Source organism: Streptomyces sp. NBC_00525 (assembly GCF_036346595.1).
In the GTDB taxonomy this organism is placed as follows: Bacteria; Actinomycetota; Actinomycetes; order Streptomycetales; family Streptomycetaceae; genus Streptomyces.
Map to the genome: position 1 here is coordinate 1,207,470 of NZ_CP107834.1, position 24,878 is coordinate 1,232,347.

Genomic DNA, 24,878 nt, shown 5'->3' on the forward strand with positions numbered 1-24,878 from the left:
GGGAGGGCAGGAGCGGCGGGGCGGGGCGGGCCGTCCGCACGACGGTCCCGCCGCCGGCCCCGCGCCGGCGGGCGCCGGATCAGCCGTTGCCCAGCGCCTGCCACTCCTTCTGGGCCTCGTTCAGCTCGTCGGCCATCTTGTCCAGGAAGTCCTTGGCCGTGATCTTGCCGAGCAGCAGCTTCTGGAACTCGGGCTCGTTGTCGGCCTTGCTGATGTTGTTCCAGTCGGGCAGGTAGTACGGCAGCTGCACGATCTTGGTGGAGCCGTCGGTGAGGGCCTTGGCGGCCAGTTCGGTCGGCGCGGCCGCGCTGATCCACGGGTCCTTGGCGGCCTCGGTGTTGGCGGGGATGGCGCCGGCCGACTCGTTCCACTTGCTGTTCGACTCGTGCGAGGCGGCGAACTCGATGAACTTCCAGGCGGCCGTCTTGTTCTTGCTCGACCGGAACAGGCCGAGTCCGTCGACCGGGTTGGAGACCTGGACGCGGGTGCCGCTGTCGCCGATCGGGTTGGGGATGCCGGCGAACTTGTCCTTGCCGAGGGCCTTGAGGTGGTCCTGGTAGGAGCCGAGGTTGTGGCTCAGCATGCCGATGGTGCCGGTGTCGAACTGGGCGACCATCTTGGTGAAGTCGTTGTTGACGTCGGCGGAGGGCGTGACCTTCTTGAAGAGCGCGGCGTACTTCTCCAGCGCGGCCACGTTCTTCGGGTCGTTGAGGGTGGTCTTGTCGCCGTTCCAGAACTCCGTGATGCCGGACTGGCCGTACGCGGCGTCGATGGCCTGGGCGATGGAGCCGGCGCCGCCGCGGATGGTGTAGCCGAACTTGTTGTGCTCGGCGTCGGTGAGCTTCTCGGCCGCCTCGTAGAACTTGGCCCAGGTGCTGGGCGCGTCCAGGCCGGCCGCCTCGAACAGGTCGGTGCGGTACCAGAGCGCGCCGTTGTTCGCGGAGGTCGGCACGGTGTACATCTCGTCGCCCCGGCCGGCGGCGTCCTTGACGCTCTCGACCATGCCCTCGACGAGCTTGCCGTTGAGCGCGGAGCCCTCGATGCGGTCGTTCAGCGGCTCCAGGGCCTCCTGGGAGACCATGTTGGCCAGGTAGGCGGTGCCGACGCCGCCGACGTCCGGCAGCCCGCCGCCCGCGATGGCGGTGTCGTACTTGGACTGCACGTCCGCGATCGGGATCGGCACGTACTTGACCTTGATGTCCGGGTTCTTCTTCTCGAAGTCCGAGATGATCTCCTTCCAGACGGCGGTGCGCGGCCCGCCGTTGTTGTCCCAGAAGGTGATCTCGCCCTTGCCGCTGCCCTCGTTGCCGCTGCCGCTGCCGTCGTCGCCGCACGCGGTCGCGGTCAGGGCGAGCACCGCCGCGAGCGAAACGGCGGCCGCGGCGCGCCCCCGCTGCGTCTTCGAGATGTTCATGATCGGCTCTTCTCTCTCGTTCTCGGTTCGTACGCGTGAGTGGGGGGTTTCGGTGGCCGGTGGGGCCGGCCCGTGCGGTGCGGGTACATGGGTCACCCGGTGACGGTGAAGCGGGTGAAGCGGGCGGCCTGGGCCGGGCCCGCCCCGGACGGCGCGGTGGCGAACAGTCCGAGCAGGGCGCCGACCCAGCGCCACGGGGTCGCGGCGAAGACCTGTCCGGAGGGCCGGAACCCTGCCCCGTCCCCGGTGTCGGCGAGGAAGCGGCAGCGGGCGCCGGGCGCGACCTCGATCCGCAGCCGGGCCGCGCCGGCGGGCGCCGGTCTGCCGTGCCCGGCGTCGCGCTCCTCGGTGGCGGTGGCCTCGGCGAAGCGGTGCACGAGCCGCGCCCCGCCCCGCGCCGTGCGCTCCAGGCCGATCCAGGCGTAGGCGTCCCCGAGCACGGCGATTCCGGCCCGCGCCCCGGCCGGCCCGTTGTCGAGGGTCAGCTCCACCTCGGCGGTGAAGGTCTCGGCGGGCAGCCGCTGGACCAGTACGTGGGGCAGGGTGCGCAGGTCGTGCGAGGGCTCCGCGGCCACACAGCTCAGCAGCAGCCCGTCCCCGGCGTGCTCCACCGTGCGGCCGGGGCGGGGGTTCGCCGTCCACTGCCACTGTCGGCCGTACCGGCCGCCGGGGAAGCTGTCGTCGCAGGCCGGCGCCTCGGCGGGCTGGGCGGGCAGGGCGGGCTTGCGGTGCACGGCGACGGGTTCGCCGTCGTCCCCGATGACCGGCCAGCCGTCGTCGTCCCAGCGCATCGGCTGGAGGTGCACGACCCTGCCGTACGCCCCGCGTTCCTGGAAGTGCAGGAACCAGTCCTCGCCGGCCGGGGTGGTCACCCAGCCGCCCTGGTGCGGGCCGTTGACGTCGGTGGAGCCCTGGGCGAGGACGACGCGTTCCTCGTAGGGGCCGCGGAAGTCGCGGGAGCGGAAGGCTCCCTGCCAGCCCGTCGCGACCCCGCCCGCGGGGGCGAGTATCCAGAACTCGCCGCCGCGCCGGTAGAGCTTGGGGCCCTCCAGGGTGAACCAGCCGGGCAGCCGGTCGGCGTCGATCAGGACCGTGCCCCCGTCGAGCAGTTCGCGCCCGTCGGGGCTCATCCGGTGGCCGGTGATCCGGTTCTTGATCCCGGAGCGGGACTTGGCCCAGGCGTGCACGAGGTACGCCTCACCGGTCTCCTCGTCCCACAGCGGGCAGGGGTCGATCAGTCCGCGGCCCGCCTTGAGCAGGTGGGGCGCGGTCCACGGGCCCCGGACGTCCTCGGCGCTGATCTGCTGGATGCCGTGGTCCGGGTCGCCCCAGAAGATCCAGAACCGTCCGTCGTGGTGCCGCAGCGACGGCGCCCACACCCCGCAGTCGTGGCGGGGCGCCGCGAAGTCGGCGGCGGGCTCCAGCCGGTCCAGGGCGTGCCCGGTGAGCGTCCAGTTGACCAGGTCGCGCGAGTGCAGGATCGGCAGTCCGGGGGCGCGGCCGAAGCTGGAGGCGGTGAGGTAGAAGTCGTCGCCGACGCGGATCACGTCGGGGTCGGACCAGTCGGCGTTCAGGACCGGGTTGCGGTAGGTGCCGTCCCCGGCGTCGGCGCTCCAGGGGTGTCCCGTGCTCATGTGGTCACCGCCCGGCGGGCGAGGGCGGCGGCGCCGACCCGGTCGAGCCGGCCGTCCGCGACGACGGTGACGACGCGGCGGACGACGGTGGCGCCGCCGGGCACGGGCAGCCGTTCCGTGGCGGCGAGCGAGGAGCCGACGCCGGGGTACTCGCAGGTGCGCACGAACCACGGGTCGCGGCGGGTCTCCCCGGTCGCCCCGGCGAAGACCAGCGACCAGCCGTCGCCGCACAGGGCGAGCCAGTCGGCGGCCCGGCCGTGCACGGCCTCCTCGCCGTCCGCCGTGTCGCTGAACACGGCGGGCGGGGACGGTTCCTTGGGGGCGCGCCAGAAGAAGCCGCCGTAACCGGCGCCGGGGCGGCCGTTGGTGGCCGGGCTGCCGATCGACAGGTCGTGCTCGCCGGTGTTGGTGAGGGAGAAGGAGAGGTCCAGCGCCCAGGCGGTGGCGGAGAGCGGGGCGGCGGCCACCGTGCGGTGCTCGCGCAGCAGTTCGGTGCCGTCGGCCTCCCAGGCCAGCTCCTGCACGAAGCCGTCCGGGTCGCACAGCTTCCAGCCGAGGTGGCGCTGGACGCCGTGGTTGTCGAGGACGGTGGGCCCCTGGCCCCGGACGAAGGTGCGTCCGCCCCAGAAGTTGTGCCCGGCCACGTCCGGGACGGCGACCGACGCGCCCAGGTGGTGGAGGTGGTCGGCCGGGCGCTCCTCGGTGACGGTGAGCCCGGCGAGGGTGGTGACGGGGTGCAGGTAGGGGCGGCCGGCGGTGCCGGGGAGGTGACTGTAGCGGCCGACGGTACGGCCGGCGCAGCTGAGCCGGACGGTGGTCGTCATGGGGAGCTCACCTCGGTGGTCGCGGCCCAGGGGGCGCCGAGTTCGGAGAAGAGGGAGAGGGATTCGGCGCCGGAGGCGACCAGGGCGTCGATGCCGCGCACCACCCGGCGGGTGGCGCCGGTGCCGGGCACGGTGACGGTGTGCCAGGCGCCGGACGGCAGCGGGCGCGGTTCGGGGGCGGTGCGTACGGCCTCGACGACCTCCATGAACGCGGCGGTGCGCTCCGGCGGGACGAGGAGCGGGATGCCCTCGGCCAGGTGGGCGACCAGGTTCTCCAGGAGGTCGGTGCGCCCGTGGACGGTTTCCAGGGGGCCGTGGCCGGCGCGCTGGACCAGGACGCGGTCCTGCTTGTACCAGAAGGTGACGCGGCCGCGGTCGCCGTGGACGATGACGTAGGGCTCGCCGGCCTGTTCCGCGCAGAGGGTGACGGCCGCGGTGACGGGCGGGCCGGAGACCGGGGTGACGCGGACGCAGGAGGTGTCGTCGGCCTCGATGTCGTGGGCGCGGAAGAGTTCCGCGGTGATGTCCGCGATGTCCTGTGCGGCGGTGGTGCCGGCGAGTTCGAGGGCGGTGGCGACGGCGTGGGCGAGCGGGTTGGTCAGGACGCCGTCGACGACGTCGGTGTCCCCGATGCGGCGCCGCCCGGCCCAGGGGGCTCGCCGGTAGTAGGCGTCGTCGCGGACCCAGGCGCCCGCCGCCGCGTACCCCCGGACGGTGCCGATGGCGCCGGATGCGACGAGTTCCCGGATGGCGGGGACGGCGTGGGAGCCGAAGGACTGGAAGCCGATCTGGCAGGCGACCCCGGCCTCGCGCACCCCGGCGAGGATGCGGTCGAAGTCGGCGCGGGTGGCGGCGGGCGGCTTCTCCAGCAGGAGGTGGACGCCGCGCCGGGCGGCGGTCAGGGCGAGGGCGGTGTGGGTCTGGATGGGGGTGCAGATGACGGCGGCGCGGGCCCCGGTGGAGTCCAGGAGGGCGCCGAGGTCGGCGGACTGCTCGGGGGGTTCGTCCGCGAAGGCGTCGAGTTCGGTGGCGTCGAGCGGGGTGAGTTCGCAGATGCCGGCGAGCCGGACGAGGCCCCGGTGCTGGAGGCGGCGGATATTGGCGAGGTGCCAGCGGCCGTGGCCGCGGGCTCCGGCGAGGACGATCGGGACGGGCGGGGCGGTGGGGGTCGGCGAGGTCATGCGGGTCACCCCTTCACGGCGCCGGCGCTGAAGCCGGTGATCAGCCACTTCTGGATGAAGGCGAAGACGATCACCACGGGCACCGCGGCGATCACCCCGCCCGCGGCGAGCGCGCCCAGGTCGACGCTGTCCGCGCCGATCAGGGTGTTCAGGCCGACCGGGATCGTCTGCTTGTCCTGCTCGCTGAGGAACATCAGCGCGAACAGGAAGTGGTTCCAGCTGTGCACGAAGGCGAAGGAGCCGACGGCGATGAGGCCGGGGCGCAGCAGCGGCAGCACGACGGCGCAGAAGGCCCGGAAGCGCGAGCAGCCGTCCACCCAGGCGGCCTCCTCCAGGGAGGGGGGCACGTTCTTGATGAAGCCGCTGATCAGGATGATGGAGAGCGGCAGCTGGAAGACGGTCTCGGCGATGACCACGCTCCCCAGGGAGTTGATCATCTGGAGGTTCTTGAAGATCTCGAAGAGCGGGACGAGCATCAGCGCGCCGGGGATGAACTGCGAGCAGAGCAGCGCCAGCATGAAGCCGTTCTTGATCCTGAAGTCGAACCGGGCGAGCGCGTAGCCGCCGGCCAGGGCCACGAGGGTGGTGGCGATCAGGGTGCAGACCCCGACGATCATGCTGTTCTGGAAGAAGACGGCGAAGCTGCGCTCGTTCCAGACCTTGGAGAAGTGCTCCCCGGTCATCGGCCAGGGCACCAGCGAGGTGGAGCCGGCGGGCCGGACGGCGAAGAGGAACATCCAGTAGAAGGGGACGAGCGTGAAGACGAGGTAGATGCCGAGCGGTACGTAGATCTGCCAGCGCGGTACGTCGTCGAAGGCGCGTTCCCGGCCGGTCCCGCGGCGGGGTGCGGCGGGCGGCGGGCCCTGGGGGGCGGCCGGCGGTGCGGAGCGGGTGCCGTTCTTCTCGGCGAGGGCGGCAGTCACTTGTGGTCGCCTCCGAACTTGCTCAGGCGCAGATAGACGATCGAGCAGAAGAGGAGGATCACGAAGGCGACGGTGGTGAGCGCGGAGGCGTAGCCGAAGTCGTGGCCCTCGATGCCTGTGTTGGCGACGTAGAGCGGCAGGGTGGTGGTCTCGCCGGCCGGTCCGCCGCCGGTGAGGGTGTAGAGGAGGTCGACGTTGTTGAACTCCCAGACGCCGCGCAGCAGCGTGGACAGGATGATCGCGTCGCGCAGGTGGGGCAGGGTGATGTGGAAGAACTGCCGCATCCGTCCGGCGCCGTCCACGGCGGCCGCCTCGTACAGCTCCTTGGAGACGGACTGGAGATCGGCGAGGATGAGGATGGCGAAGAAGGGGACGCCGCGCCAGAGTTCGGAGACGGTGGCGGCCCAGAAGACGGTGCCGGTGTCGGAGAGGACCGAGGTGCCGTAGTCGCCGATCCCGGCGTCCGCGAGGTAGCGGCTGAAGCCGGTCGAGGAGTTGTAGAGCAGAATCCAGATGGTGCTGGTCAGCACGCCGGAGACGGCCCACGGCGAGAAGACCATGGCGCGGGAGATGCCGCGTCCGACGAAGGTCTGGTTGACGATCAGGGCGAGGGCGAGCCCCAGGGTGAGCTGGAGCGCCACCTGGACGAAGACCCACTTGGCGCTGAAGCCGAGCGTCGTCCAGAACTGGTCGTCCTCGGTGAAGATGCGGACGAAGTTGTCGAAGCCGGCGAAACCGTTCCGCCACGGTTTGGTGACGTTGTAGTTCTGCAGGCTGTAGTAGAAGACGCTGACCACCGGGTAGGCGATGAAGCCGAGCATCAGCAGCCCCGCGGGGGCGATGAGCAGATACGGCAGCCGGCGGGGGCTCGCGGAGCGGCGCCGGGGCACCTTGGGCGGTGTGGCCGCGGCGGAGGCTTGGGCCATGACACGTCTCCGATCTCTCTGTACGGGGGTGTGCGCAAGCGCTTCCCAAATGGCGTTCGATATACCGAACACGTGGGGCGCGGGAATTCTCGGGGGCGGGCCGGTCAGCCGGCGTAGGGGTCGGGCACTTCTCCCGGCCGGGCCAGGAAGGCGAAGTCGCAGCCGGTGTCGGCCTGGGTGATCTGGTCCTGGTAGAGCGCCTGGTAGCCGCGCTCGTACCGGACGGGCGGCGGGGTCCATTCGGCCCGGCGGCGGGCCAGTTCCCCGTCGGACACCTCCAGGCGGAGCAGCCGCGCCTCGACGTCCAGGGTGATGAGGTCGCCGGTGCGGACGAGGGCGAGGGGCCCGCCGACGTAGGACTCGGGCGCGATGTGCAGGACGCACGCCCCGTAGCTGGTGCCGCTCATCCGGGCGTCGGAGAGCCGGACCATGTCCCGTACGCCCTGCTTCAGCAGGTAGTCGGGGATCGGCAGCATGCCGTACTCGGGCATGCCGGGGCCGCCCTTGGGGCCGGCGTTGCGCAGGACCAGTACGTGGTCGGGGGTCAGCGCGAGCGCCGGGTCGTTGATGGTGCGCTGCATCTCCCGGTAGTCGTCGAAGACGACCGCGGGTCCGGTGTGGCGCAGCAGGTGGGGTTCGGCGGCGATGTGCTTGATGACGGCGCCGTCCGGGCAGAGGTTGCCGCGCAGCACGGCCACGCCGCCCTCGTCGGCGAGCGCGTTGGAGCGCTCCCGTATGACGTCGTCGTTGTGCACGAGCGCGCCGTCGAGCTGTTCGCGCAGGGTGTCGTGGGCGACGGTGGGCCGGTCCAGGTGGAGGACGTCGGTGATCCGGGCGAGGAAGCCGGGGAGCCCGCCGGCGAAGTGGAAGTCCTCCATCAGGTACCTGCCGCCGGGGCGCAGGTCGGCCAGGACCGGGACGGTACGGGCGATGCGGTCGAAGTCGTCCAGGGTGAGCCTGATCCCGGAGCGGCCGGCCATGGCGATGAGGTGGATGACGGCGTTGGTGGAGCCGCCGAGCGCGAGGACGGTGGCGACGGCGTCCTCGTACGCCTCGGGGGTGAGGATCTGGGACAGCTTCCGCTGCTGCCACACCAGTTCGACGATGCGCAGTCCGGAGGCGGCGGCCATCCGGTCGTGGCCGGAGTCGACGGCGGGGATGGAGGAGGCGCCGGGGACGGTGACGCCGAGCGCCTCGGCGGCGGCGGTGAGGGTGGAGGCGGTGCCCATGGTCATGCAGTGGCCGGGCGAGCGGGCGAGGCCGTTCTCCAGTTCGCCCATCTCGCAGTCGCCGATGAGTCCGGCGCGCTTGTCGTCCCAGTACTTCCACATGTCGGTGCCGGAGCCCAGGACCTCGTTGCGCCAGTGCCCCGGCAGCATCGGCCCCGCCGGTACGAAGACGGTGGGCAGGTCCACGGAGGCGGCGCCCATCAGCAGCGCGGGCGTCGACTTGTCGCAGCCGCCGAGCAGCACCGCGCCGTCCACCGGGTAGGAGCGCAGCAGCTCCTCGGTCTCCATGGCCAGCATGTTGCGGTAGAGCATCGGGGTCGGCTTCTGGAACGTCTCCGAGAGGGTGGAGACCGGGAACTCCAGCGGGAAGCCACCCGCCTGCCAGACCCCGCGCTTGACGGCCTGCGCCCGGTCGCGCAGGTGTACGTGGCAGGGGTTGATGTCGGACCAGGTGTTGAGGATCGCGACGACCGGCTTGCCCAGGTGCTCCTCGGGAAGGTAGCCGAGCTGGCGGGTGCGGGCGCGGTGGCTGAAGGAGCGCAGTCCGTCGGTGCCGTACCACTGGTGGCTGCGCAGCTCCTCGGGGGCGATGCGGCCGGTCATATGGACCACCCGGCGATCTGGTCGGCGACCTCGGCGCGCCGCTCCTCGGGGAGCACCCGGCTGGGCGGGCGGACCGCCCGGTCGCACAGTCCGAGGGCGGCCAGCGCCTCCTTGACGACGGTGACGTTGTTGGCTGACTGGCGGTCGGCGCGCAGTTCCTCGAAGCGGCGGATCTGCTCCCAGACCTTCATGGCGGCCGGGTGGTCGCCGGCCCGCAGCGCCTCCAGCATGGCGAGCGAGACGCCGGGCGCGACGTTGACCAGCCCGGAGGTGAAGCCGGTGGCGCCGGCGGAGAAGTAGGAGGGGGCGTACAGCTCGGCGAGTCCGGCGACCCAGACGAAGCGCTCCAGTCCGGCGTCGCGGGCGAAGGCGGCGAAGCGGGCGGCGTCCGGGACGGAGTACTTCACGCCGATGACGTTGGGGCAGCTGTCGGCGAGAGCGGCGAGGCCGGCGCCCTGGAGGTTCGGGTTGCGGATGTAGGGGACGACCCCGAGTCCGGGGACGGCCTCGGCGATGGCCCGGTGGTAGTCGATCCAGCCGTCCTGCGAGACGTAGGGGTGGACGGGCTGGTGGACCATCACCATCTCGGCGCCGGCGTCACGGGCGTGCTCGGCGGCGGCGACGGCGGTCGGCACGTCGTGCCCGACCCCGACGAGGACGGTGGCGCGGCCGCCGGCCTCCTCGATGGTCAGTTCGGTGACCGTGCGCCGCTCCTCGGGGGTGAGCGCGTAGAACTCCCCGGTGTTGCCGTTGGGGGTGACGATGCGTACGCCGCCGTCGAGCAGTCTCCGCAGCAGGGCGCGGTGCGCCGTGGTGTCGATCGTCCCGTCCCCGGCGAACGGGGTCACCGGGATCGCCACGACGTCTGCGAGGGCCGCCTTCAGCGGTGTGAGGTCCATGCGGACAGGCCTTTCGTCTGTGTGCGGGTTCACGCCGCGTCGCCCCCGTCTTCGTCGTCGGGGAAGGCGCGGCGGACGAACGACGCGATGTGGTCGTGCAGTGCCCCGGCCGCCGCGTCCGCGTCGTCGGCGAGCGCGAGCCGCAGGATCTCCCGGTGCTCGGCCGCCTCCCGCTCCCAGGACGGGACGGTCGACCAGGCGACGGTGGAGACCAGGGCCGCCTGGTCGCGGACCTCGTCGAGCATCCGCGCCAGCAGCGGGTTGCCGCAGGGCAGGTAGAGCGCGCGGTGGAAGTCCCGGTTGGCGAGCGAGCGTTCGGCCTTGTCGCCCGCCGAGTCCGCCCGCTCCAGGGCCTCCTGCGCCGCGTCGAGCGACGCGTTGCGGGTGATGGAGCGGCGCAGCGCCTCCGGTTCGAGCAGGAGTCGTACGTCGTACACCTCGCGGGCCATGGCCGCGTCCACGAGCCGCACGGTGGCGCCCTTGTACTGGCTCATGACGACGAGGCCGGTGCCGGCCAGGGTTTTGAGCGCCTCGCGGACCGGGGTCTTGGAGACCCCGAACTGTGCGGCGAGCTCGGTCTCCACGAGCGCCTGTCCCGGCCTCAGTTGTGCCGTGAGGATCGCGTGCTTGACCGCCTCCAGCACGTACTGGGTGCGGGACGGAATCGGGGTGGGCGCAAAGGTCATGGGTGCCGGGCTCTCACATCTCGCGTATCGCGTCTCATATATGACGTACGGAGTACGACGCGATGAAGCTAGAGGCGCGGCGAATGTTTCGTCAACGCCTCTGACAAAAGAACTTCGCGGAACCCGGACATGTGTCGTACACGGATTCCGCTCCGCCGCACGGGAGTTGTCCGGTACGGGGCATGTGTCCGGGGCCGGTCCGGCGGGAACCCGCGGCTCCCGCCGGACCGGCCCGGTTCAGCCGAGGCGGGACAGCGCCGCGGTGACCGCCGCCAGGTCCGGGTCGGAGGCCAGGCCCGCGTGGTACAGGCGCAGTTGGTTCGCGCCGAGCGACGCGGCGTGCGCGGCGTCCCGCTCCAGCGTGTCCGGGCTGCCGCCCATCCCCCGGACCACGGTGAGGTTGGCGGCCAGCACGGCGTCCGCGGGGGCGCCCGCGAACGGCCCGAGCACGGCCTCCCGCACCGCGTCCGTACCGGTGCAGGGCAGCACCACGCCGTCCGCCGCCGCCAGGACGCGGCCGGGGTCGACACCCGGGTTCGCCCCGCAGCGGTACGGGGCGGGGTCGGCGTGCAGCAGCACCCGGAACCCCGGCGCGGCGGCGGCCCGCACCGCGCCGGTCACCGCCTCCTGGAGCTCCCCCGCGACCCCGGTGCGCCATCGCAGCGTGGCCTCCGCGAGGTCGGCGCCGAGGAGTGCGCCGACCGCGTCCCAGCCGGCCGCCGCCGCCCCGGACCCGACCCAGACCGGTTCCAGGGCGCGGCGCACGGCCGCGCCCAGCTCGCCGGGGTCCAGTCCCCGGGCGGCGTAACCGGCCCGGCAGACGGTGCAGAAGCAGAGCGACATCAGGTACTGCGCCGCGTCCCCGAGCCCGACGCCGGCCACCTTGTCGTGGGCATGCAGGTGGGCGAAGCCGTACCAGCCGCAGGACTCCAGTTCGGTGCCGGCGGCCCCGTCGCGCACCGCGGCCTCGGCCGCCAGGTCCACCAGATAGGTGCGCACCTCGGGCCGGGCGACGCAGGGCGCCCACGGGTAGCGGTCGCCGTAGGCGTTGACCACCGAGGTGCCGGGGTGTTCGGCGCCCAGCCGGGAGTTGTGCGCCAGGACCACCCAGCTGTGCACGTCGAGCCCGGCCCCGGCCAGCGCGTCGGCCGCCTCGGCGAAGGGGTCGTCCGAGGCGATCCAGGTCTGCCGGTAGGGGCGCAGGGTCCGCCCCGCCCAGCGCCGCTCGTCCGGCGGGTACAGCACGGCGGCGTGCTCGGCGGTAACGACGCGGCGGGCGGGGTGGCGCGGGGTGAGCGCGCGGGTCGAGTGGTAGGCGGAGGCGAGCGTGACCTGCCGGACGCCGAGGGCCGCGATGCGGGCGGGCGCGCCGGGGTCGCCGATCACGTCCCAGGGGTAGAGAAAGGCGGAGGTCCTCATCCGTGCCCCTTGGCCGGCGGTTCGACGAGCGGCCGGTAGAAGGTGTCGAGCGGCCCGGCGACGGCGGTGAGTCGGGCGGCAAGCGGGTCTGGGCTCACAGGCCCCTCCTGATGCGTGCGCATTTATGATTGATGTCCATATCTATGAACGACGCCCAAGCTAGGCCCGCCGCGTCACCCGGTCAAGGCAACTTCACCCGCCCCCGGACAGCCGGAACCCGACCCCCCTTGACGCCCCCGGACCCCCCACATACCTTGTCCACGCATGTGAACCTGATCCAAGAGGAGACCCCGCATGCCCGCCGCAACGCCCCGCACCGTCCTGCTCACCGGCGCCGCCGGCGGACTTGGCACCCTGATGCGCGAGCTGCTGCCCGCCCACGGCTACACGCTGCGCCTGTTCGACCTGGTGCCGATCGAGGGCGAACCGGACGCGATCACCGCCGACCTCGGCGACCCGGAGGCACTGCGCAGGGCCGTGGCGGGGGTCGATGCGATCATCCACCTCGCGGGCATCTCGCTGGAAGCCTCCTTCGACAAGATCCTCCGGGCGAACATCCAGGGCACGTACAACCTCTACGAGGCCGCGCGCGAGGCCGGCGTCCGGCGGATCGTGTTCGCCTCCTCCAACCACGCGGTGGGATTCACCCCGCGCCCGCTGCCGGGCGACCCGCTGATCCCGGTGGACACCCCGCACCGCCCGGACACCTTCTACGGCCTCTCCAAGTCGTTCGGCGAGGACCTTGCCCAGCTGTACTGGGACCGGCACGGCATGGAGACGGTGTCCGTGCGCATCGGCTCCTGCTTCCCCGAGCCCACCTCCGTGCGGATGCTGTCGGTGTGGATGAGCCCGGCGGACGGCGCCCGGCTGTTCGACGCCGCGCTCACCGCCGAGAACGTGGGCCACACCGTCGTCAACGGCTCCTCGGACAACACCCGCCTCTGGTGGGACCTGTCCTCCGCCCGCGCCCTGGGCTACGAACCGCGGGACGACTCGGAGCCGTACGCGGCGAAGCTCCTCGCGGAACAGGGCGAGCTGGACCCCGGCAACCCGGACCACGCCCACCTCGGCGGCCACTTCTGCACCCACCCGCCGCTCTGGCCGCACTGAGCCGGAGCGCACCGCACCATGGCTTGCGCCGTCCGGGCGAACCCGCCGGAAGGTAAGGGAACGGCAAAGCCGGGTCGTTCGTTCTCCCGGACATGACCGCTATGACACCTGGCTCGAATCTTCCGCTCACCGCCGTCCGCGTGTCGGTGGACGTCGCCGCGCCCGTGCGGCTCGACGTGTCGGGCCTGCTGCTCACCGCCGGGGGCAAGGTGCGCTCCGACGACGACTTCATCTTCTACAACCAGCCCTCGGGCCCCGGCGTCAGCTACCGCTCCGGCAACGGCAGCGCGCCGGACGCCGTCGTGGTGGACACCGCCGCCGTTCCGGCCGGCATCGAGAAGATCGTCGTCACGGCGAGCCCGGACAGCGCCGGTCAGACGTTCCAGGGCGTCGAGCCGACCGCCACCGTGCGCAACGCGGACGACGGCAGCGTGCTGGCCTCCTTCACCCCGCCCCGGCTGGGCGCCGAGACCGCCCTCGTGGTCATGGAGGTCTACCGGCGCGCCGGTGCGTGGAAGGTCCGCGCGGTCGGCCAGGGCTATGCGAACGGGCTGGCGGGCATCGCCACGGACTTCGGTGTGACGGTCGACGAGGCCCCGGCCGCCCCGGCTCCGGTCACCGCCCCCACGCCCCCGCCGCCCCCGGCTCCCGCCGCCGCGCCGATGGACCCGCGCCTCGCCCCGCCCCCGCCGGCCGCGCCCCCGGCCGCTCCCCCCGCGCCGGCGGCGCCGCCCGCTCCGGGCCGGATCAATCTGGACAAGGGCCGGGTCAGCCTGCGGAAGAACGAGACCGTGTCGCTGGTCAAGGCCGGCCGGCCGCTGCTCTCGCGGGTCAAGATGGGACTGGGCTGGGAGCCCGCCTACCGGGGCAAGGACATCGACCTGGACGCGTCGGTCATCGCGTACGGCCCGCAGCGCAACCATCTGGACAGCTGCTACTTCGGCAAGCTGTCGATCCTCAACGGCGCGATCAAGCACTCCGGGGACAACCTCACCGGCGAGGGCGAGGGCGACGACGAGGTGATCGTCGTCGATCTGGGCCAGATCCCCGCGGAGGCGACGGGCCTGGTCTTCACGGTCAACTCGTTCACCGGACAGAAGTTCACCGAGGTGGCCAAGGCGTACTGCCGGCTGGTGGACGCGGCCACCGACGAGGAGCTGGTCCGCTTCGATCTGACCGGGGCCGAACCGCAGACCGGCGTGATGATGGCCAAGCTGATCAAGCAGTTCTCGGGCGAGTGGGAGATGACCGCCATGGGCGACTTCGTGAAGTCGCGGACCGTGCGCGGCATGGTCAAGCCCGCCGCCCAGGCCCTCTAGCGGGCATGCCGAAGGGCCGCCCGTGTGGAGGCGGGCGGCCCGGCCGAGCGCCTCAGAGCTTCGTCAGCTTCGAGTACGGGCTCAGGATTCTCCCCTGACGGCCCGCGAAGTCGATGATCACCGCGTCGTTGTCGCCTTCGACGGCGAGGACGCGGCCGAGGCCGAACTGGTCGTGCGATACCCGGTCGCCCAGGGCGAATGACTCGACCGGTGGGGCCGCCTGGGCCGGGCGGTTGAAGGGACTGGACGGCAGGTGGCGCCGGGAGCCGGCTGACTGTTTCATTGCTTCGAGTATGCGCCTCGCGGGCTCCCGGCGCCATGCCCTGCCGTCAACGCTTGGGCTGGCGCTTCCACGGACCGGTGATCGCGACCATGATTCCCGGCGTCTGGATGTTGGCGAACAGCGTCCGGCCGTCCGGCGAGAAGGTGACCCCGGTGAACTCGCTGAACTCCGGCTCCTCCTCGCTGCCGATGTTCAGGTCGTTGCGCGCGATCGGGTAGGTACGGCCGCTCTCGGTCGCCCCGAAGAGGTGCTGGACGCCGTCGCCGTCCTCGGCGATGACCAGGCCGCCGTACGGCGAGACGGTGATGTTGTCCGGGCCGTCGAACGCGCCGTCCTTCGACGGGTCGGGGTTGACGCCGAGGAGCACCTTCAGGGTCAGCGTGCGGCGCTTCGGGTCGTAGAACCAGACCTGGCCGTCGTGCTGCTCGGGGCTCTCACCGCGGGCGAAGGAGGAGACGACGTACGCGCCGCCGTCCGCCCACCACATGCCCTCCAGCTTGCGGGCGCGGGTGACGGCGCCGGCCGCGAACTGCTTGCGCACCGAGACGGACCGGGCGTCGCGGTCCGGGACGTCCACCCAGTCCACGCCGTAGACCGTGCCGGTTTTGGTGGCGCGCGAGAGGTCGTCGACGAACTTGCCGTGCCGGTCGAAGCACTTGAAGGCCTGGAGGACCCCGGCGTCGTCGGCGAGGGTGCGCAGCTTGCCGCGGCCGTGCCGGAAGCCGTGCGGCGGAACCCAGCGGTAGAGCAGGCCGTTGGGGCCGGAGGCGTCCTCGGTCAGGTAGGCGTGGCCCTGCTTGGGGTCGATGACGACCGCCTCGTGCGCGTACCGGCCGAACGCCTTGATGGGGCGCGGCGAGCGGTTGGCGCGCTTGTCGTACGGGTCCACCTCGAAGACGTAGCCGTGGTCCTTGAGCAGGCCCTTCTTGCCGGCCTTGTCCTCGGTCTCCTCGCAGGTGAGCCAGGTGCCCCACGGGGTGGAGCCGCCCGCGCAGTTGGTGGAGGTGCCGGCGATGCCGACCCACTCGGCGGTGCGGCCGTCGCGGCGGGTCTCGACGACGGTGCAGCCCCCGGCCGCGACCGGGTCGTAGACAAGGCCCTCGGTGAGGGGCACCGGGTGCTCCCAGCCGGCCCGCGTGCCGCTCAGCTCGTGGTTGTTGACCAGCAGCGTCACTCCGCGCGGGCCCTCGAAGGCGGCCGTGCCGTCGTGGTTGGAGGGCGTGTACTCGCCGCTCTCCAGCTTGGTGACGCCGCAGTGCGTGATGATCCGGTACGAGAACCCGGCGGGCAGCGCGAGTATGCCCTTGGGGTCGGGGCGCAGCGGTCCGTAGCCGGGTTCGCGGTCGTGGCCGTGTCCGTGGCCGTGGCCGTGGCCCCCGTGGCCGTGTCCGTCGTGGCCGTGGCCGTGGCCGTTTCCGTGCTTGGGTCCCCCGGCGGCGAGGGCGCCGGGCGCGGTGGCCAGCGCGGCGACGGTTCCGGTGAGGGCGATGCCGGCGCCGGTGAGGGCGGACTGTGTGGTGAATTCCCTGCGCGTGAAGGCCATCACGTACTCCTGGTGCAGCGGGGGTGTGTTGTTGACGGGCTCACCGTTCCGCCCGTTCCCCAACATCAGTTGAACCGGTGACGTCTTCGGGGCGCACCTTTCGGTGAACATCGACGTCGGGCGGGCGGCCCGCACCCGGCCGCCCGCCCGTCACCCTGCCGCGTTACGCCTGATCAGTCGGTGGCGCCGGCGCGCGAGCGGGCCTTGAAGGCGGCCTTGCGGGCGTCCTTGGCCTGCTTCTTGTCGCTGTGCAGCCGCCCCATCGCCTCCAGGACCTCCGCGGTCGCCGGGTGGTCCACCCGCCAGGCCTCCTCGAAGAAGCCGCTGTGCTGCCCGGACAGGCCCTCGACCAGGGCCTGGAGTTCGTCGAGGTCGCCGTCGGCCTCCAGCTGGGCGGCGATCGTGTCGACGGCGAGCCAGAAGATCATCGTCTCGGAGGGGGCGGGGACGTCCTGCGCGCCCCGTTCGGCCAGCCAGACACGGGCCAGGCCGCCCAGCTCCCCGTCGCCCAGGACGTCGCGCACGGCGGGTTCGGCCTCGGCGCCGACCAGGGCGAGCGCCTGCTGGCAGTGGAGCCGGCGCAGCGGGGCCAGCGGGTCGGTGCCCCGTGCGGCGTCCAGGAGTTCGGCGGCGGCGCCGTCCGTGCCCCTGCGTTCGAGCCAGCCCTCGATCTCGGCGCGGGCGGCGGCCTCGGGGTAGTGGGCGATGCCGCCGAGGAGCACGTCGGCGCCCTTGTCCACCAGGTCGCCGACGGCCGGGGCGTCCACGCCGGCCTCCAGCATCCGGGCGCGGATGCCGTAGAGGCCGAGCGGGGTCAGCCGGACCATGCCGTAGCGGGTGACGTCCTCCTCGTCGGCGGCGGGCACGGTCTCCTCGCCCTCCTCCACGAGCAGCGCCTCGTCCACCGGGTGGTACTCGACGATGCCGATGGGTTCGAGCACCCGGAACTGGTCGTCCAGGCGCATCATCGCGTCCGAGACCTGCTCCAGGACGTCGTCGGTGGGCTCGCCCATGTCGTCGGGGACGATCATCGACGCGGCGAGCGCGGGCAGCGGCACGGGCGCCCCGTCCGCCCCCTCGCCCACGGTGAGCAGGTAGAGGTTGCCCAGGACCCCGTCCAGGAACTCCGCCTCGGCCTCCGGGTCCCAGTCGAGCGCGTCGAAGTCGATGGAGCCGTCCTCGCCGACGAGGTCCGCGAAGTCGTCGAAGACGGGCGCGGTGGCGTCGGCGTACGCGGCCTCCAGGCCGTCCAGCCAGATCGCCAGCACGTCCGCGGGTGAACCGCCGGTCAGCAGCGCGAGGTTCTCGCCGGCCGTGACGGTGCCGGAGGCGTCGTCGCCGGTCTCCTCGTCGTCCTCGTCGAGGCCGTCGTCCGGGTCGCCGGTGTCGGTGGCGGGGTCCTCGATGTCGACGAGGCCGGTGTCGACGGCGAGCCGCCACGCCTCGCTGGCCTCCGCCGCGCCGTCCTCGTCGGGGGTGAGGCCCAGGTGTGCGGCGGCGGCGGGAAGCTGGGCCTCGGCCAGTTCGCCGCCGGCCCCGACCCTGGTGTCCGGGCCGGCCCAGCGGGCGAGCCGTGCGGCGCGGGCGAGCAGCGGCGCGGCAAGCGCGTCCCGTGCCAGCTCGGCCTCGGTGTGCAGCCGGACCGGCGGCAGGGTCGGGCGCTCTGCGGACATCAAGGGGTCTCCTCGGAACGTACGGGGTGGGGGGCCGCCGGGCGGCTCAGGACGTGTGACGCCGGGCCTTGCCGTCCGCCCGGCGCCTGCGGCGCGGCGGACGGGACATCCGGAACACGCCCTAAGCCTAGACGCATTTCGCCGCGTGCCGACCGGAATGCGGGCAAGGCCCCCGGCGCCCCGGCCCGAGGGTCCCGGACCCCGGCAACCCTTGAGCATCGCTACACGGTCAGCGGCAGCAAATCTAAGTGGACCTTCATCGACCGGCGTCCGAGACTGCCGGTATGACGCCTTCCGCACCCTTGCGCCCGCGCCCCTTCGGCCGCGCCCTCTGCGCCATGATCACTCCGTTCACCGCCGGTGGCGCCCTGGACCGGGAGGCGGCGGCCGCGCATGCCGCCGCCCTGGTCGCGGGCGGCTGCGACGGGCTGGTGCTCAGCGGCACGACCGGCGAGTCCCCGACCACCTCCGACGCGGAGAAGACCGACCTGCTGCGTGCGGTCCGGGAGGCGGTCGGCCCGGACGTGCCGCTGGTGGCGGGCGTCGGCACCTCGGACACCCTGCACACCCTGGAGCTGGCCCGCCGGGCCGAACAGGCGGGCGCGGACGGGCTGCTGGTGGTGACGCCGTACTACAGCCGGCCCCCGCAGGCGGCGGTGGAGGCGCACTTCCGCCGGGTCGCCGACGCGGCGGGGCTGCCGCTGATGCTGTACGACATCCCCGGCCGCACCGGCACCCGGATCGAGCCGGAGACGCTGCTGCGGCTGGCGGAGCACCCGCGCATCGTGGCGGTGAAGGACTGTTCGCGCGATCTGCTGGCGGCGACGCGGGGGATCGCGGCGGGCGGGCTCGCCTACTACTCCGGCTGCGAGGAGCTGAACCTGCCGCTGTACGCGCTGGGCGGGGCGGGCTATGTCAGCACGGTCGCCAATGTGGTGCCGGGGCGGCTGCGGGCGGTGCTGGACGCCTTCGACGCCGGGGACACCGCGGGGGCGGCCCGGCTGAACGGGCGGCTGGCGGCGCTGACCTCGCTGATGATGGAGTCCGGGCTGCCGGGCACGGTGACCGCGAAGGCGCTGCTGGCGGCGGGTCCGGTGCGCGAACCGCTGCAGCCCGCCGGGCGCGAGGCGTCCGACGGGCTGCGTGCGGCGTACGAGGAACTCCTCGCGGCCGTTTAGGACCGTTCGGCCTTTCGGCCTTTCGGCTGGTCCCGTGACCTCTGGTCTCAGTCGTTGCTGTGCAGGACGTCGTTGAGGCCGTCCCAGACCGCGTTGTTCGGGCGGGCCTCGACGGTTCCGGTGACCGAGTTGCGGCGGAAGAGGATGTTCGAGGCGCCGGAGAGCTCGCGGGCCTTGACCACCTGGCCGTCCGGCATGGTGACGCGGGTGCCGGCGGTGACGTAGAGGCCGGCCTCCACGACGCACTCGTCGCCGAGCGCGATGCCGACCCCGGCCTCCGCGCCGACCAGGCAGCGCTCGCCGATGACGATGCGCTCCTTGCCGCCGCCGGAGAGCATGCCCATGGTGGAGGCGCCGCCGCCGATGTCCGAGCCGTCGCCGATGACGACACCGGCGGAGATGCGGCCCTCGACCATGGAGGTGCCGAGCGTGCCGGCGTTGAAGTTGACGAAGCCCTCGTGCATGACGGTGGTGCCGGAGGCGAGGTGCGCGCCGAGGCGGACCCGGTCGGCGTCCGCGATGCGTACGCCCTTGGGCGCCACGTAGTCCGTCATCCGGGGGAACTTGTCGACGGAGGTCACCTGGAGGTGCAGGCCGTCGGCGCGGGCGTTGAGCCGGACCTTCTCCAGGTCGTCCACGGCGACCGGGCCGAGCGAGGTCCAGGCGACGTTGGCGAGGAAGCCGAAGATGCCGTCCAGGTTCTGGCCGTGCGGGCGGACCAGGCGGTGCGAGAGCAGGTGCAGGCGCAGGTAGACGTCGTGGGCGTCGAGCGGCTTGTCGTCGAGCGAGGCGATGACCGTGCGCACGGCGACGACCTCGACCCCGCGGCGGGCGTCCACGCCGATGGCCTTGGCGGCGCCCTCGCCGAGCAGGTTGACGGCCCGGTCGGGGTCGAGCCGCTCGGTTCCGGCGGGGCCCGGCTCGGCGGTGAGCTCGGGCGCGGGGAACCAGGTGTCGAGGACGGAGCCGTCGCCGGCGATGGTGGCGAGGCCGGCGGCGACGGCGCCGGTGGGCCGGGTGGAAGTCGTGTCGGTCATGACCAGAAACCTAACCGGACCGCCCCCGCCCGGGCGAACCGGTCTCACCGTCCGGGCGAGGCTCCGCGCCCCGTCCCAGCACCCGGCCCAGCATTTCGCGGGCGTACGCCTCGTCGTACTCGCCGCCGGTCAGCAGGACCTGGAGGCAGATGCCGTCCATCAGGGCGACCAGGGCCCGCGCGGTCGCCGGGCCGGTGCACGGCTGGAGCAGGGCGGCGGTGGCGTCGGTCCACTCGGCGGCGACCGGGCGCAGCGCGGGGCGGCGCAGGGCGGCGAGGTACAGCTCGTACTCCAGCTCCGCCCGGCCGCGCCCGGCGGCGAAGTACCGCCCGAGCAGCCGGGCGAGTTCGGCCGCGAGGTCGGCGTCCGGGTCCGCGAGGGCGGTGCTCCCGCGCATGACGGCGGCGAAGTTCTCGTTGGTCCGGCGCAGGGCGGCGGTCAGCAGTTCGTCCAGCGAGGCGAAGTGGTACGTCGTCGAGCCGAGCGGCACGTCGGCCTCGGCGGCGACGGAGCGGTGGCTCAGCCCGGCGATGCCCCGCTCGCCGACCACCCGGATCGCCGCGTCGATGATCCGGGAGCGCCGCTCGGGGTCGTACCGCCGTGCCATCAGTGCGCTCCCCCCAGGTTGAGCACGACGACCCCGGCGATGACCAGCAGGACACCGGCCAGCTTGGCCGCACTGGCGGATTCGCCCAGGAAGACCATGCCGATGACGGCCACGGCGGCGGTGCCGACGCCCGCCCAGATCGCGTAGGCCGTGCCCACGGACAGGGTCTTCAGGGTCTGGGCCAGCAGGGAGAAGGCGAGCAGATAGCCGGCGACGGTGATCAGTGAGGGCCACAGCCGGGTGAATCCCTCGCTGTACTTCATGGCGGTCGTCCCCGCCACCTCCGCGGCGATGGCCGCGGCGAGCAGTCCGTATCCCATGTGTACAAGTGTACGCAACGACTGTCCGCAGACGGCCTCGATGGCCGGAATCCGGGGGCGCTACCGTGGTTCGTCCAGTACATGACGCACGGACCGACGGAGCAGCAGTGGCGCAGGACGCAGGGTGGGGCGGCGGTGCCTACGGGGGCACGCCGTACGGGGGAGCTCAGGGACCGTCCGGGTGGGGCGGCTGGGGCGGTGGCTGGATGGCGCCCAAGCCGGGGGTGATACCCCTGGGTCCGTTGCGGCTCGGGGACATATTCAACGGCGCGTTCGGCACGCTGGGCCGCTACGGCAAGCAGCTCTTCGCGGTGGGCGCGGCGCTCTACGGCGGGGCGCTGATCCTGATGGTCGCGGCGGCGGCCGTGGCGTACGCGGTGGTTTCGAGCCATCTGGACCGGCTGTTCGACCTGGCCGAGCACGAGGACCCCGCCGCGCGGGACCTGGGCCCGGTGTTCACCGCGTTCATCGTGGTCGGACTGGTCGGGCTCCTGGCGACGGTGATCGCGTCGGCCGTGGTCTACGCGGCGGTGCCGGCGGTCCTCCAGGAGGCGGTGCTGGGCCGGCCGACGACGTTCTCGGCGGTCTGGCGGCGCGCGTGGTCCCGGATGCCCGCGGTGCTGGGCACGCTCCTGCTGACGGCGCTGATCGCGATGGTGCCGTCGCTGCTGGCCATGGCCGCGCTCGTCGTGGGCATCTTCGGCGCGGTCGCCACGGACGGCGGCGGGGCGTGGGTGACGCTGATCGTCGCGGGCGCGGTCTGCTTCCTGGCCCTCATCCCGCTGACGGCCTGGCTCTGGATCAAGTTCTCGCTGGCCCCCTCCGCGGCCGTCTTCGAGAACCAGGGCCCGGTGGCCTCGCTCCGCCGTTCGGCCACGCTGGTGCGCGGCGACTGGTGGCGGATCTTCGGGATCACGCTGCTGGGGGGCGCGCTGGCCGCTGCGGCGAGCTACCTCATCCAGCTGCCGTTCAACTTCGTGGGCATGTTCACCAGCTCGATGGGCACGGCCGGCCTGGACGAGAACTCGAACCCGGCCGCGATCATCTCCGTACTGGCCGGCTATGTGGTGCTCGGGGCGATCGGCCAGCTGGTGAGCCAGCTGATCGTCTCGGTGTTCCCTCCGCTGGTGACCGGTCTGCTGTACGTGGACCGGCGCATCCGCACCGAGAACCTGGCCCCGGTGCTCGCCGAGGCGGCCGCCGTACCACCGCAGTTCACGGAGTAGCGGCGGCCGCTGCGGCTCAGTCGGTGAGCGTCTTCCTCGGGCGCAGGACGCAGAACTCGTTGCCCTCGGGGTCGGTCATCACCACCCAGGTCACGTCCGCCGACTGCCCGACCTCGGCGCGCCGGGCGCCGAGCGCGGTCAGCCGCTCGACCTCGGCGGCCTGGTCGTCGGGCGCCAGGTCGATGTGCAGCCGGTTCTTGACCGCCTTGTCCTCGGGCACGGGCAGGAAGCAGATGCCCGGCCTCGTGTTCTCGTCGGCACCGATGACGATCTCGTCCTCGTCCTCGTAGAGCACCCGCCAGTCCAGCACGGCACACCAGAACCGGGCCTGGGCGGACAGATCGTGGGCGTCCACGGCGATTTGATGGAATCGAAGAGCCATGCCCCCAGTCTGCCCCTCGGCGCCCCCGCCGCGCGGCTGCGACATCCGGCACGATCCGCCAACCGCATGTGGCGCAAAGCCGCTTGATTGCATGTGGGAATCGGGAATGATGGCACGCGTGTACGGGCTCGGACAACCCGGAGGCGGGGCTGGGCCCTTGGGGGCAGGGGACACACGGGGAGGGCGCAGTGACGTCTACGCATATGCAGTTGAACCACGTTCCGGCCGATGGACCGGGGGGTGGGCCTGCGGGTGGTCCGGCGGGGCAGGGCACATCGGCGGATCTGAGGTCGAGCAAGAGGGCATGGGTTCAGGCGGGCGACGGCACGAAGGATCTCGCCACGCCGATCGGTTCGGCGCTGACGAAGCTCCAGGACGGGCAGGCGGAGCTGGGCGACGTGCCCGGCTGCCGGAGCGCGGCGGCCCAGCGGGAGCTGTACACCTCCTGGCACGCGTATGTGGAGAAGGTGCGCAAACGCTGCACGTCCCTGGGCGGGCTTCTCGCCTCTTCAGGGCATGATCTGGCCAAGCCCGACGAGTCGCTGAAGGCCGAGCTGGACGCGATGAAGGGCACGTACGAGGACACCCCGGCCGTCGGCGGTCAGTCGAAGGGGGCGTGATCCGGGCGCATGGATCTTGCGACGCTGAAGGCGCTCAAGCCCTCGGAGTTCGAGAACGCCGCGGACGGGTACCGGGCGACGGCCGCGATGGCCGACACGGCGAAGGACGCCGTCGACAACCGGATCGCCGCGGGGATACGCAACCGGTTGGAGGGCGCGACGGCTCGGGCCGCCCTGCGCGAACTGACCGCGGTGTCGAGAAACTTCCAGTACGTGCAGACCGAGTGCGGGCTCGTGAGCACCGCGCTGAACGGCTTCGCCTTCGACATGGCCGTGGCCAAACGGAAGCTGGAGGCGGCGATCGAGGACGCGCGGGCGGATCACTGCACGGTCCACGCGGACGGTTCCGTCGGCTACCCGGCGGGCCGGAAGCCGGGCGCGGAGAAGGACACCGCGGGCGGCACCGTCACCGGCAGCGCCGGAGGCGACCCGACCGCCGCCGCCCTGGAACGCCAGGCGGCGAACATCCACCCGAACCCGTACTACGGCGTGGCCGTCGAGTACGCCGACCGGATCGCGGACGCCCTGCGGGAAGCCACCGAGGCCGACGCGAAGTGGGAGCCGAAGCTCCGCGCCCTGCGCGCCGACGACGACCTCGTGGTCTCGGACCGGGACTGGACGGACGTGACCTCCGACCGGGGCGGGGTGGCCGACGCCGCCGACACTTACCTGGACAGCATCGAGCCCCCGCCGAAGGAAGCCACCCCCGAGGAGAGCGCGGCGTGGTGGAAGGGCCTCACCCCGGAGCAGCAGGCCGACTATCTGGCCGTCCATCCGAACGCCGTCGGCGCGATGAACGGCCTCCCGTCCGACATCCGCGACGACGCGAACAGAATGGTTCTGGACGAGACGAGGGCGAAGTACCAGCTGGACCTCAACACCATCCCGCCCGAACCGGTCAAGTACGCCCCCAACATCAACGGCGGCTATCCCGCCGCGGTCATCACCGCGGAGTGGCGGCAGTGGAACGACAAGTACGGGGCGAAGAAGGACAGGCTGGAAGGCGCGCTCAAGGGAATGGCGGCCATCCAGGACCGCTTCGACCGCACGGGCGAGAAGGGGCTTCCCGAGGCGTATCTGCTCGGCTTCGACCCCACCGGCCTCGGAGACGGAAGAATCATTCTCGCCAACGGGAATCCCGACACGGCGGACCACGTGGGCGTCTGGGTCCCCGGCACGAAGGCCAGCCTGGAATCCAGCGGTGGGGACCTGGGGCGCGCCGAAAGGCTCTGGAACGCGAGTCACCAATTGAATCCCGACCAGAACATCTCCACCGTCCTGTGGCTCGACTACAACGCGCCCGACAACATCATCCCCCAGGCGATTCGCGGGGAATACGCGGAAGAGGGCGGCCCACGACTCCACGATTTCCTGGAGGGCAACAGAGTCGCGCAGCAGACCGCCGACGGAACTCGCGCCCACACGACCGTTGTCGGGCACAGCTACGGGAGCACGGTCGCCGGCGTCTCGGCCCAGTCGGGAACCTGGCACGACGCCAAGGCGGTCGACGACTACGTCTTCGCGGGCAGCCCCGGTGTCCAGGCCGACCATGCCGCGGACCTGGGCGTCCCGAGCAATCATGTCTGGGCCATGGGTGCCGATTCCCTGGACGACGATCTGGTTCGAGAGGGCGGCCGGTTTCTGGGGCTCGGTGACAACGCGGCCATTCCCACCGACGAATCCTTCGGCGGGAACCTCATGGAAAGCGATGCCGAGGGCCACACGGGGTTCTACGACGAGGACTCTCTCAGCCTCTTCAACCAGGCAGCCGTCATCGCCGGCGCGTATGGACAGGTGAGACTTGCGCGTTAAATTTTCCGCACCGGTGCTCAGCATCTTGTT

23 protein-coding genes are annotated in these 24,878 nt (G+C 72.3%); 6 read left to right on the forward strand and 17 right to left on the reverse strand.

Annotated elements, in window-relative coordinates:
• Positions 1–79: 79 nt before the first annotated feature.
• The 10 genes from OG710_RS05345 to OG710_RS05390 form a co-directional block, all read right to left on the reverse strand.
• Positions 80–1,414: an ABC transporter substrate-binding protein gene (locus OG710_RS05345; RefSeq protein WP_330238297.1), complete on the reverse strand. Its 1,335-nt coding sequence runs from the start codon at positions 1,412–1,414 to the stop codon at positions 80–82.
• Positions 1,415–1,506: 92 nt separating this feature from the next.
• On the reverse strand, positions 1,507–3,048 hold the full coding sequence (locus tag OG710_RS05350; protein WP_330238298.1) for a glycoside hydrolase family 43 protein: 1,542 nt from the start codon (positions 3,046–3,048) through the stop codon (positions 1,507–1,509).
• Positions 3,045–3,872 (reverse strand): PmoA family protein, encoded by an 828-nt coding sequence (locus tag OG710_RS05355; RefSeq protein WP_330238299.1) that lies wholly within the window; start codon positions 3,870–3,872, stop codon positions 3,045–3,047. Before OG710_RS05355 ends, OG710_RS05350 begins: the two co-directional genes overlap by 4 nt.
• Positions 3,869–5,053, reverse strand: coding sequence for a Gfo/Idh/MocA family protein (locus OG710_RS05360; protein ID WP_330238300.1), 1,185 nt, complete (start codon positions 5,051–5,053; stop codon positions 3,869–3,871). The genes OG710_RS05355 and OG710_RS05360 overlap by 4 nt, the downstream gene beginning before the upstream one ends.
• A gap of 5 nt (positions 5,054–5,058) precedes the next feature.
• On the reverse strand, positions 5,059–5,976 hold the full coding sequence (locus OG710_RS05365; protein ID WP_330238301.1) for a carbohydrate ABC transporter permease: 918 nt from the start codon (positions 5,974–5,976) through the stop codon (positions 5,059–5,061).
• Complete coding sequence (locus OG710_RS05370) at positions 5,973–6,902, reverse strand: carbohydrate ABC transporter permease (RefSeq protein ID WP_111333121.1); 930 nt, start codon at positions 6,900–6,902, stop codon at positions 5,973–5,975. The genes OG710_RS05365 and OG710_RS05370 overlap by 4 nt, the downstream gene beginning before the upstream one ends.
• A gap of 104 nt (positions 6,903–7,006) precedes the next feature.
• Entirely contained in the window at positions 7,007–8,734 is a 1,728-nt protein-coding gene (araD, locus tag OG710_RS05375) for an L-arabinonate dehydratase (protein ID WP_330238302.1), read from the reverse strand.
• Positions 8,731–9,633, reverse strand: a complete 903-nt coding sequence (locus OG710_RS05380) for a dihydrodipicolinate synthase family protein (protein WP_111333117.1) — start codon at positions 9,631–9,633, stop codon at positions 8,731–8,733. Before OG710_RS05380 ends, araD begins: the two co-directional genes overlap by 4 nt.
• 29 nt (positions 9,634–9,662) lie before the next feature.
• Positions 9,663–10,319, reverse strand: a complete 657-nt coding sequence (locus tag OG710_RS05385; protein WP_330238303.1) for a GntR family transcriptional regulator — start codon at positions 10,317–10,319, stop codon at positions 9,663–9,665.
• A 237-nt stretch (positions 10,320–10,556) separates the two neighbouring features.
• Entirely contained in the window at positions 10,557–11,738 is a 1,182-nt protein-coding gene (locus tag OG710_RS05390) for a hypothetical protein (RefSeq protein WP_330238304.1), read from the reverse strand.
• A gap of 294 nt (positions 11,739–12,032) precedes the next feature.
• Between OG710_RS05390 and OG710_RS05395 the strand changes: the two genes are divergently transcribed.
• Together OG710_RS05395 and OG710_RS05400 are read left to right on the forward strand one after the other, a co-directional pair.
• Positions 12,033–12,848 carry an NAD-dependent epimerase/dehydratase family protein gene (locus tag OG710_RS05395; RefSeq protein ID WP_330238305.1) on the forward strand — a complete coding sequence of 272 codons (816 nt, stop codon included), beginning with the start codon at positions 12,033–12,035 and terminating at the stop codon, positions 12,846–12,848.
• Positions 12,849–12,940: 92 nt separating this feature from the next.
• Positions 12,941–14,167 (forward strand): TerD family protein, encoded by a 1,227-nt coding sequence (locus tag OG710_RS05400; protein WP_330238306.1) that lies wholly within the window; start codon positions 12,941–12,943, stop codon positions 14,165–14,167.
• Between the two features lie 52 nt (positions 14,168–14,219).
• On the opposite strand, the gene OG710_RS05405 is transcribed toward OG710_RS05400, so the two are convergent.
• From OG710_RS05405 to OG710_RS05415, 3 genes are all read right to left on the reverse strand, one after another.
• A complete protein-coding gene (locus OG710_RS05405) occupies positions 14,220–14,450 on the reverse strand; it encodes a hypothetical protein (RefSeq protein ID WP_111333103.1) in 231 nt (76 codons plus the stop codon).
• A gap of 46 nt (positions 14,451–14,496) precedes the next feature.
• The gene (locus tag OG710_RS05410; RefSeq protein ID WP_330238307.1) at positions 14,497–15,993 is read right to left on the reverse strand and encodes an alkaline phosphatase PhoX; all 1,497 of its coding nucleotides are present in this window, start codon (positions 15,991–15,993) and stop codon (positions 14,497–14,499) included.
• Positions 15,994–16,166: 173 nt separating this feature from the next.
• Positions 16,167–17,666: a hypothetical protein gene (locus tag OG710_RS05415; protein WP_330238308.1), complete on the reverse strand. Its 1,500-nt coding sequence runs from the start codon at positions 17,664–17,666 to the stop codon at positions 16,167–16,169.
• Positions 17,667–17,950: 284 nt separating this feature from the next.
• Here OG710_RS05415 and dapA point away from each other — a divergent pair, with 284 nt between their 5' ends.
• Positions 17,951–18,844: a 4-hydroxy-tetrahydrodipicolinate synthase gene (dapA, locus tag OG710_RS05420; RefSeq protein ID WP_330238309.1), complete on the forward strand. Its 894-nt coding sequence runs from the start codon at positions 17,951–17,953 to the stop codon at positions 18,842–18,844.
• 47 nt (positions 18,845–18,891) lie between these two features.
• On the opposite strand, the gene dapD is transcribed toward dapA, so the two are convergent.
• Genes dapD through OG710_RS05435 form a run of 3 tightly spaced genes read right to left on the reverse strand, consistent with a single transcriptional unit; the run spans position 18,892 to position 20,808 of the window.
• Positions 18,892–19,881, reverse strand: a complete 990-nt coding sequence (dapD, locus tag OG710_RS05425) for a 2,3,4,5-tetrahydropyridine-2,6-dicarboxylate N-succinyltransferase (RefSeq protein ID WP_330238310.1) — start codon at positions 19,879–19,881, stop codon at positions 18,892–18,894.
• Between the two features lie 10 nt (positions 19,882–19,891).
• On the reverse strand, positions 19,892–20,488 hold the full coding sequence (locus tag OG710_RS05430; RefSeq protein WP_330238311.1) for a TetR/AcrR family transcriptional regulator: 597 nt from the start codon (positions 20,486–20,488) through the stop codon (positions 19,892–19,894).
• Positions 20,488–20,808 carry a DMT family transporter gene (locus OG710_RS05435; protein ID WP_111333093.1) on the reverse strand — a complete coding sequence of 107 codons (321 nt, stop codon included), beginning with the start codon at positions 20,806–20,808 and terminating at the stop codon, positions 20,488–20,490. The genes OG710_RS05430 and OG710_RS05435 overlap by 1 nt, the downstream gene beginning before the upstream one ends.
• A 206-nt stretch (positions 20,809–21,014) precedes the next feature.
• Between OG710_RS05435 and OG710_RS05440 the strand changes: the two genes are divergently transcribed.
• Positions 21,015–22,034 (forward strand): DUF7847 domain-containing protein, encoded by a 1,020-nt coding sequence (locus OG710_RS05440; protein ID WP_330238312.1) that lies wholly within the window; start codon positions 21,015–21,017, stop codon positions 22,032–22,034.
• Positions 22,035–22,050: 16 nt separating this feature from the next.
• Here the strand turns inward: OG710_RS05440 and OG710_RS05445 are convergent, their stop codons facing one another.
• A complete protein-coding gene (locus OG710_RS05445; protein WP_330238313.1) occupies positions 22,051–22,416 on the reverse strand; it encodes a VOC family protein in 366 nt (121 codons plus the stop codon).
• Between the two features lie 188 nt (positions 22,417–22,604).
• Here OG710_RS05445 and OG710_RS05450 point away from each other — a divergent pair, with 188 nt between their 5' ends.
• Entirely contained in the window at positions 22,605–23,036 is a 432-nt protein-coding gene (locus OG710_RS05450) for a hypothetical protein (protein WP_330238314.1), read from the forward strand.
• 9 nt (positions 23,037–23,045) lie between these two features.
• Positions 23,046–24,848 carry an alpha/beta hydrolase gene (locus OG710_RS05455; RefSeq protein WP_330238315.1) on the forward strand — a complete coding sequence of 601 codons (1,803 nt, stop codon included), beginning with the start codon at positions 23,046–23,048 and terminating at the stop codon, positions 24,846–24,848.
• Positions 24,849–24,878 lie beyond the last annotated feature (30 nt).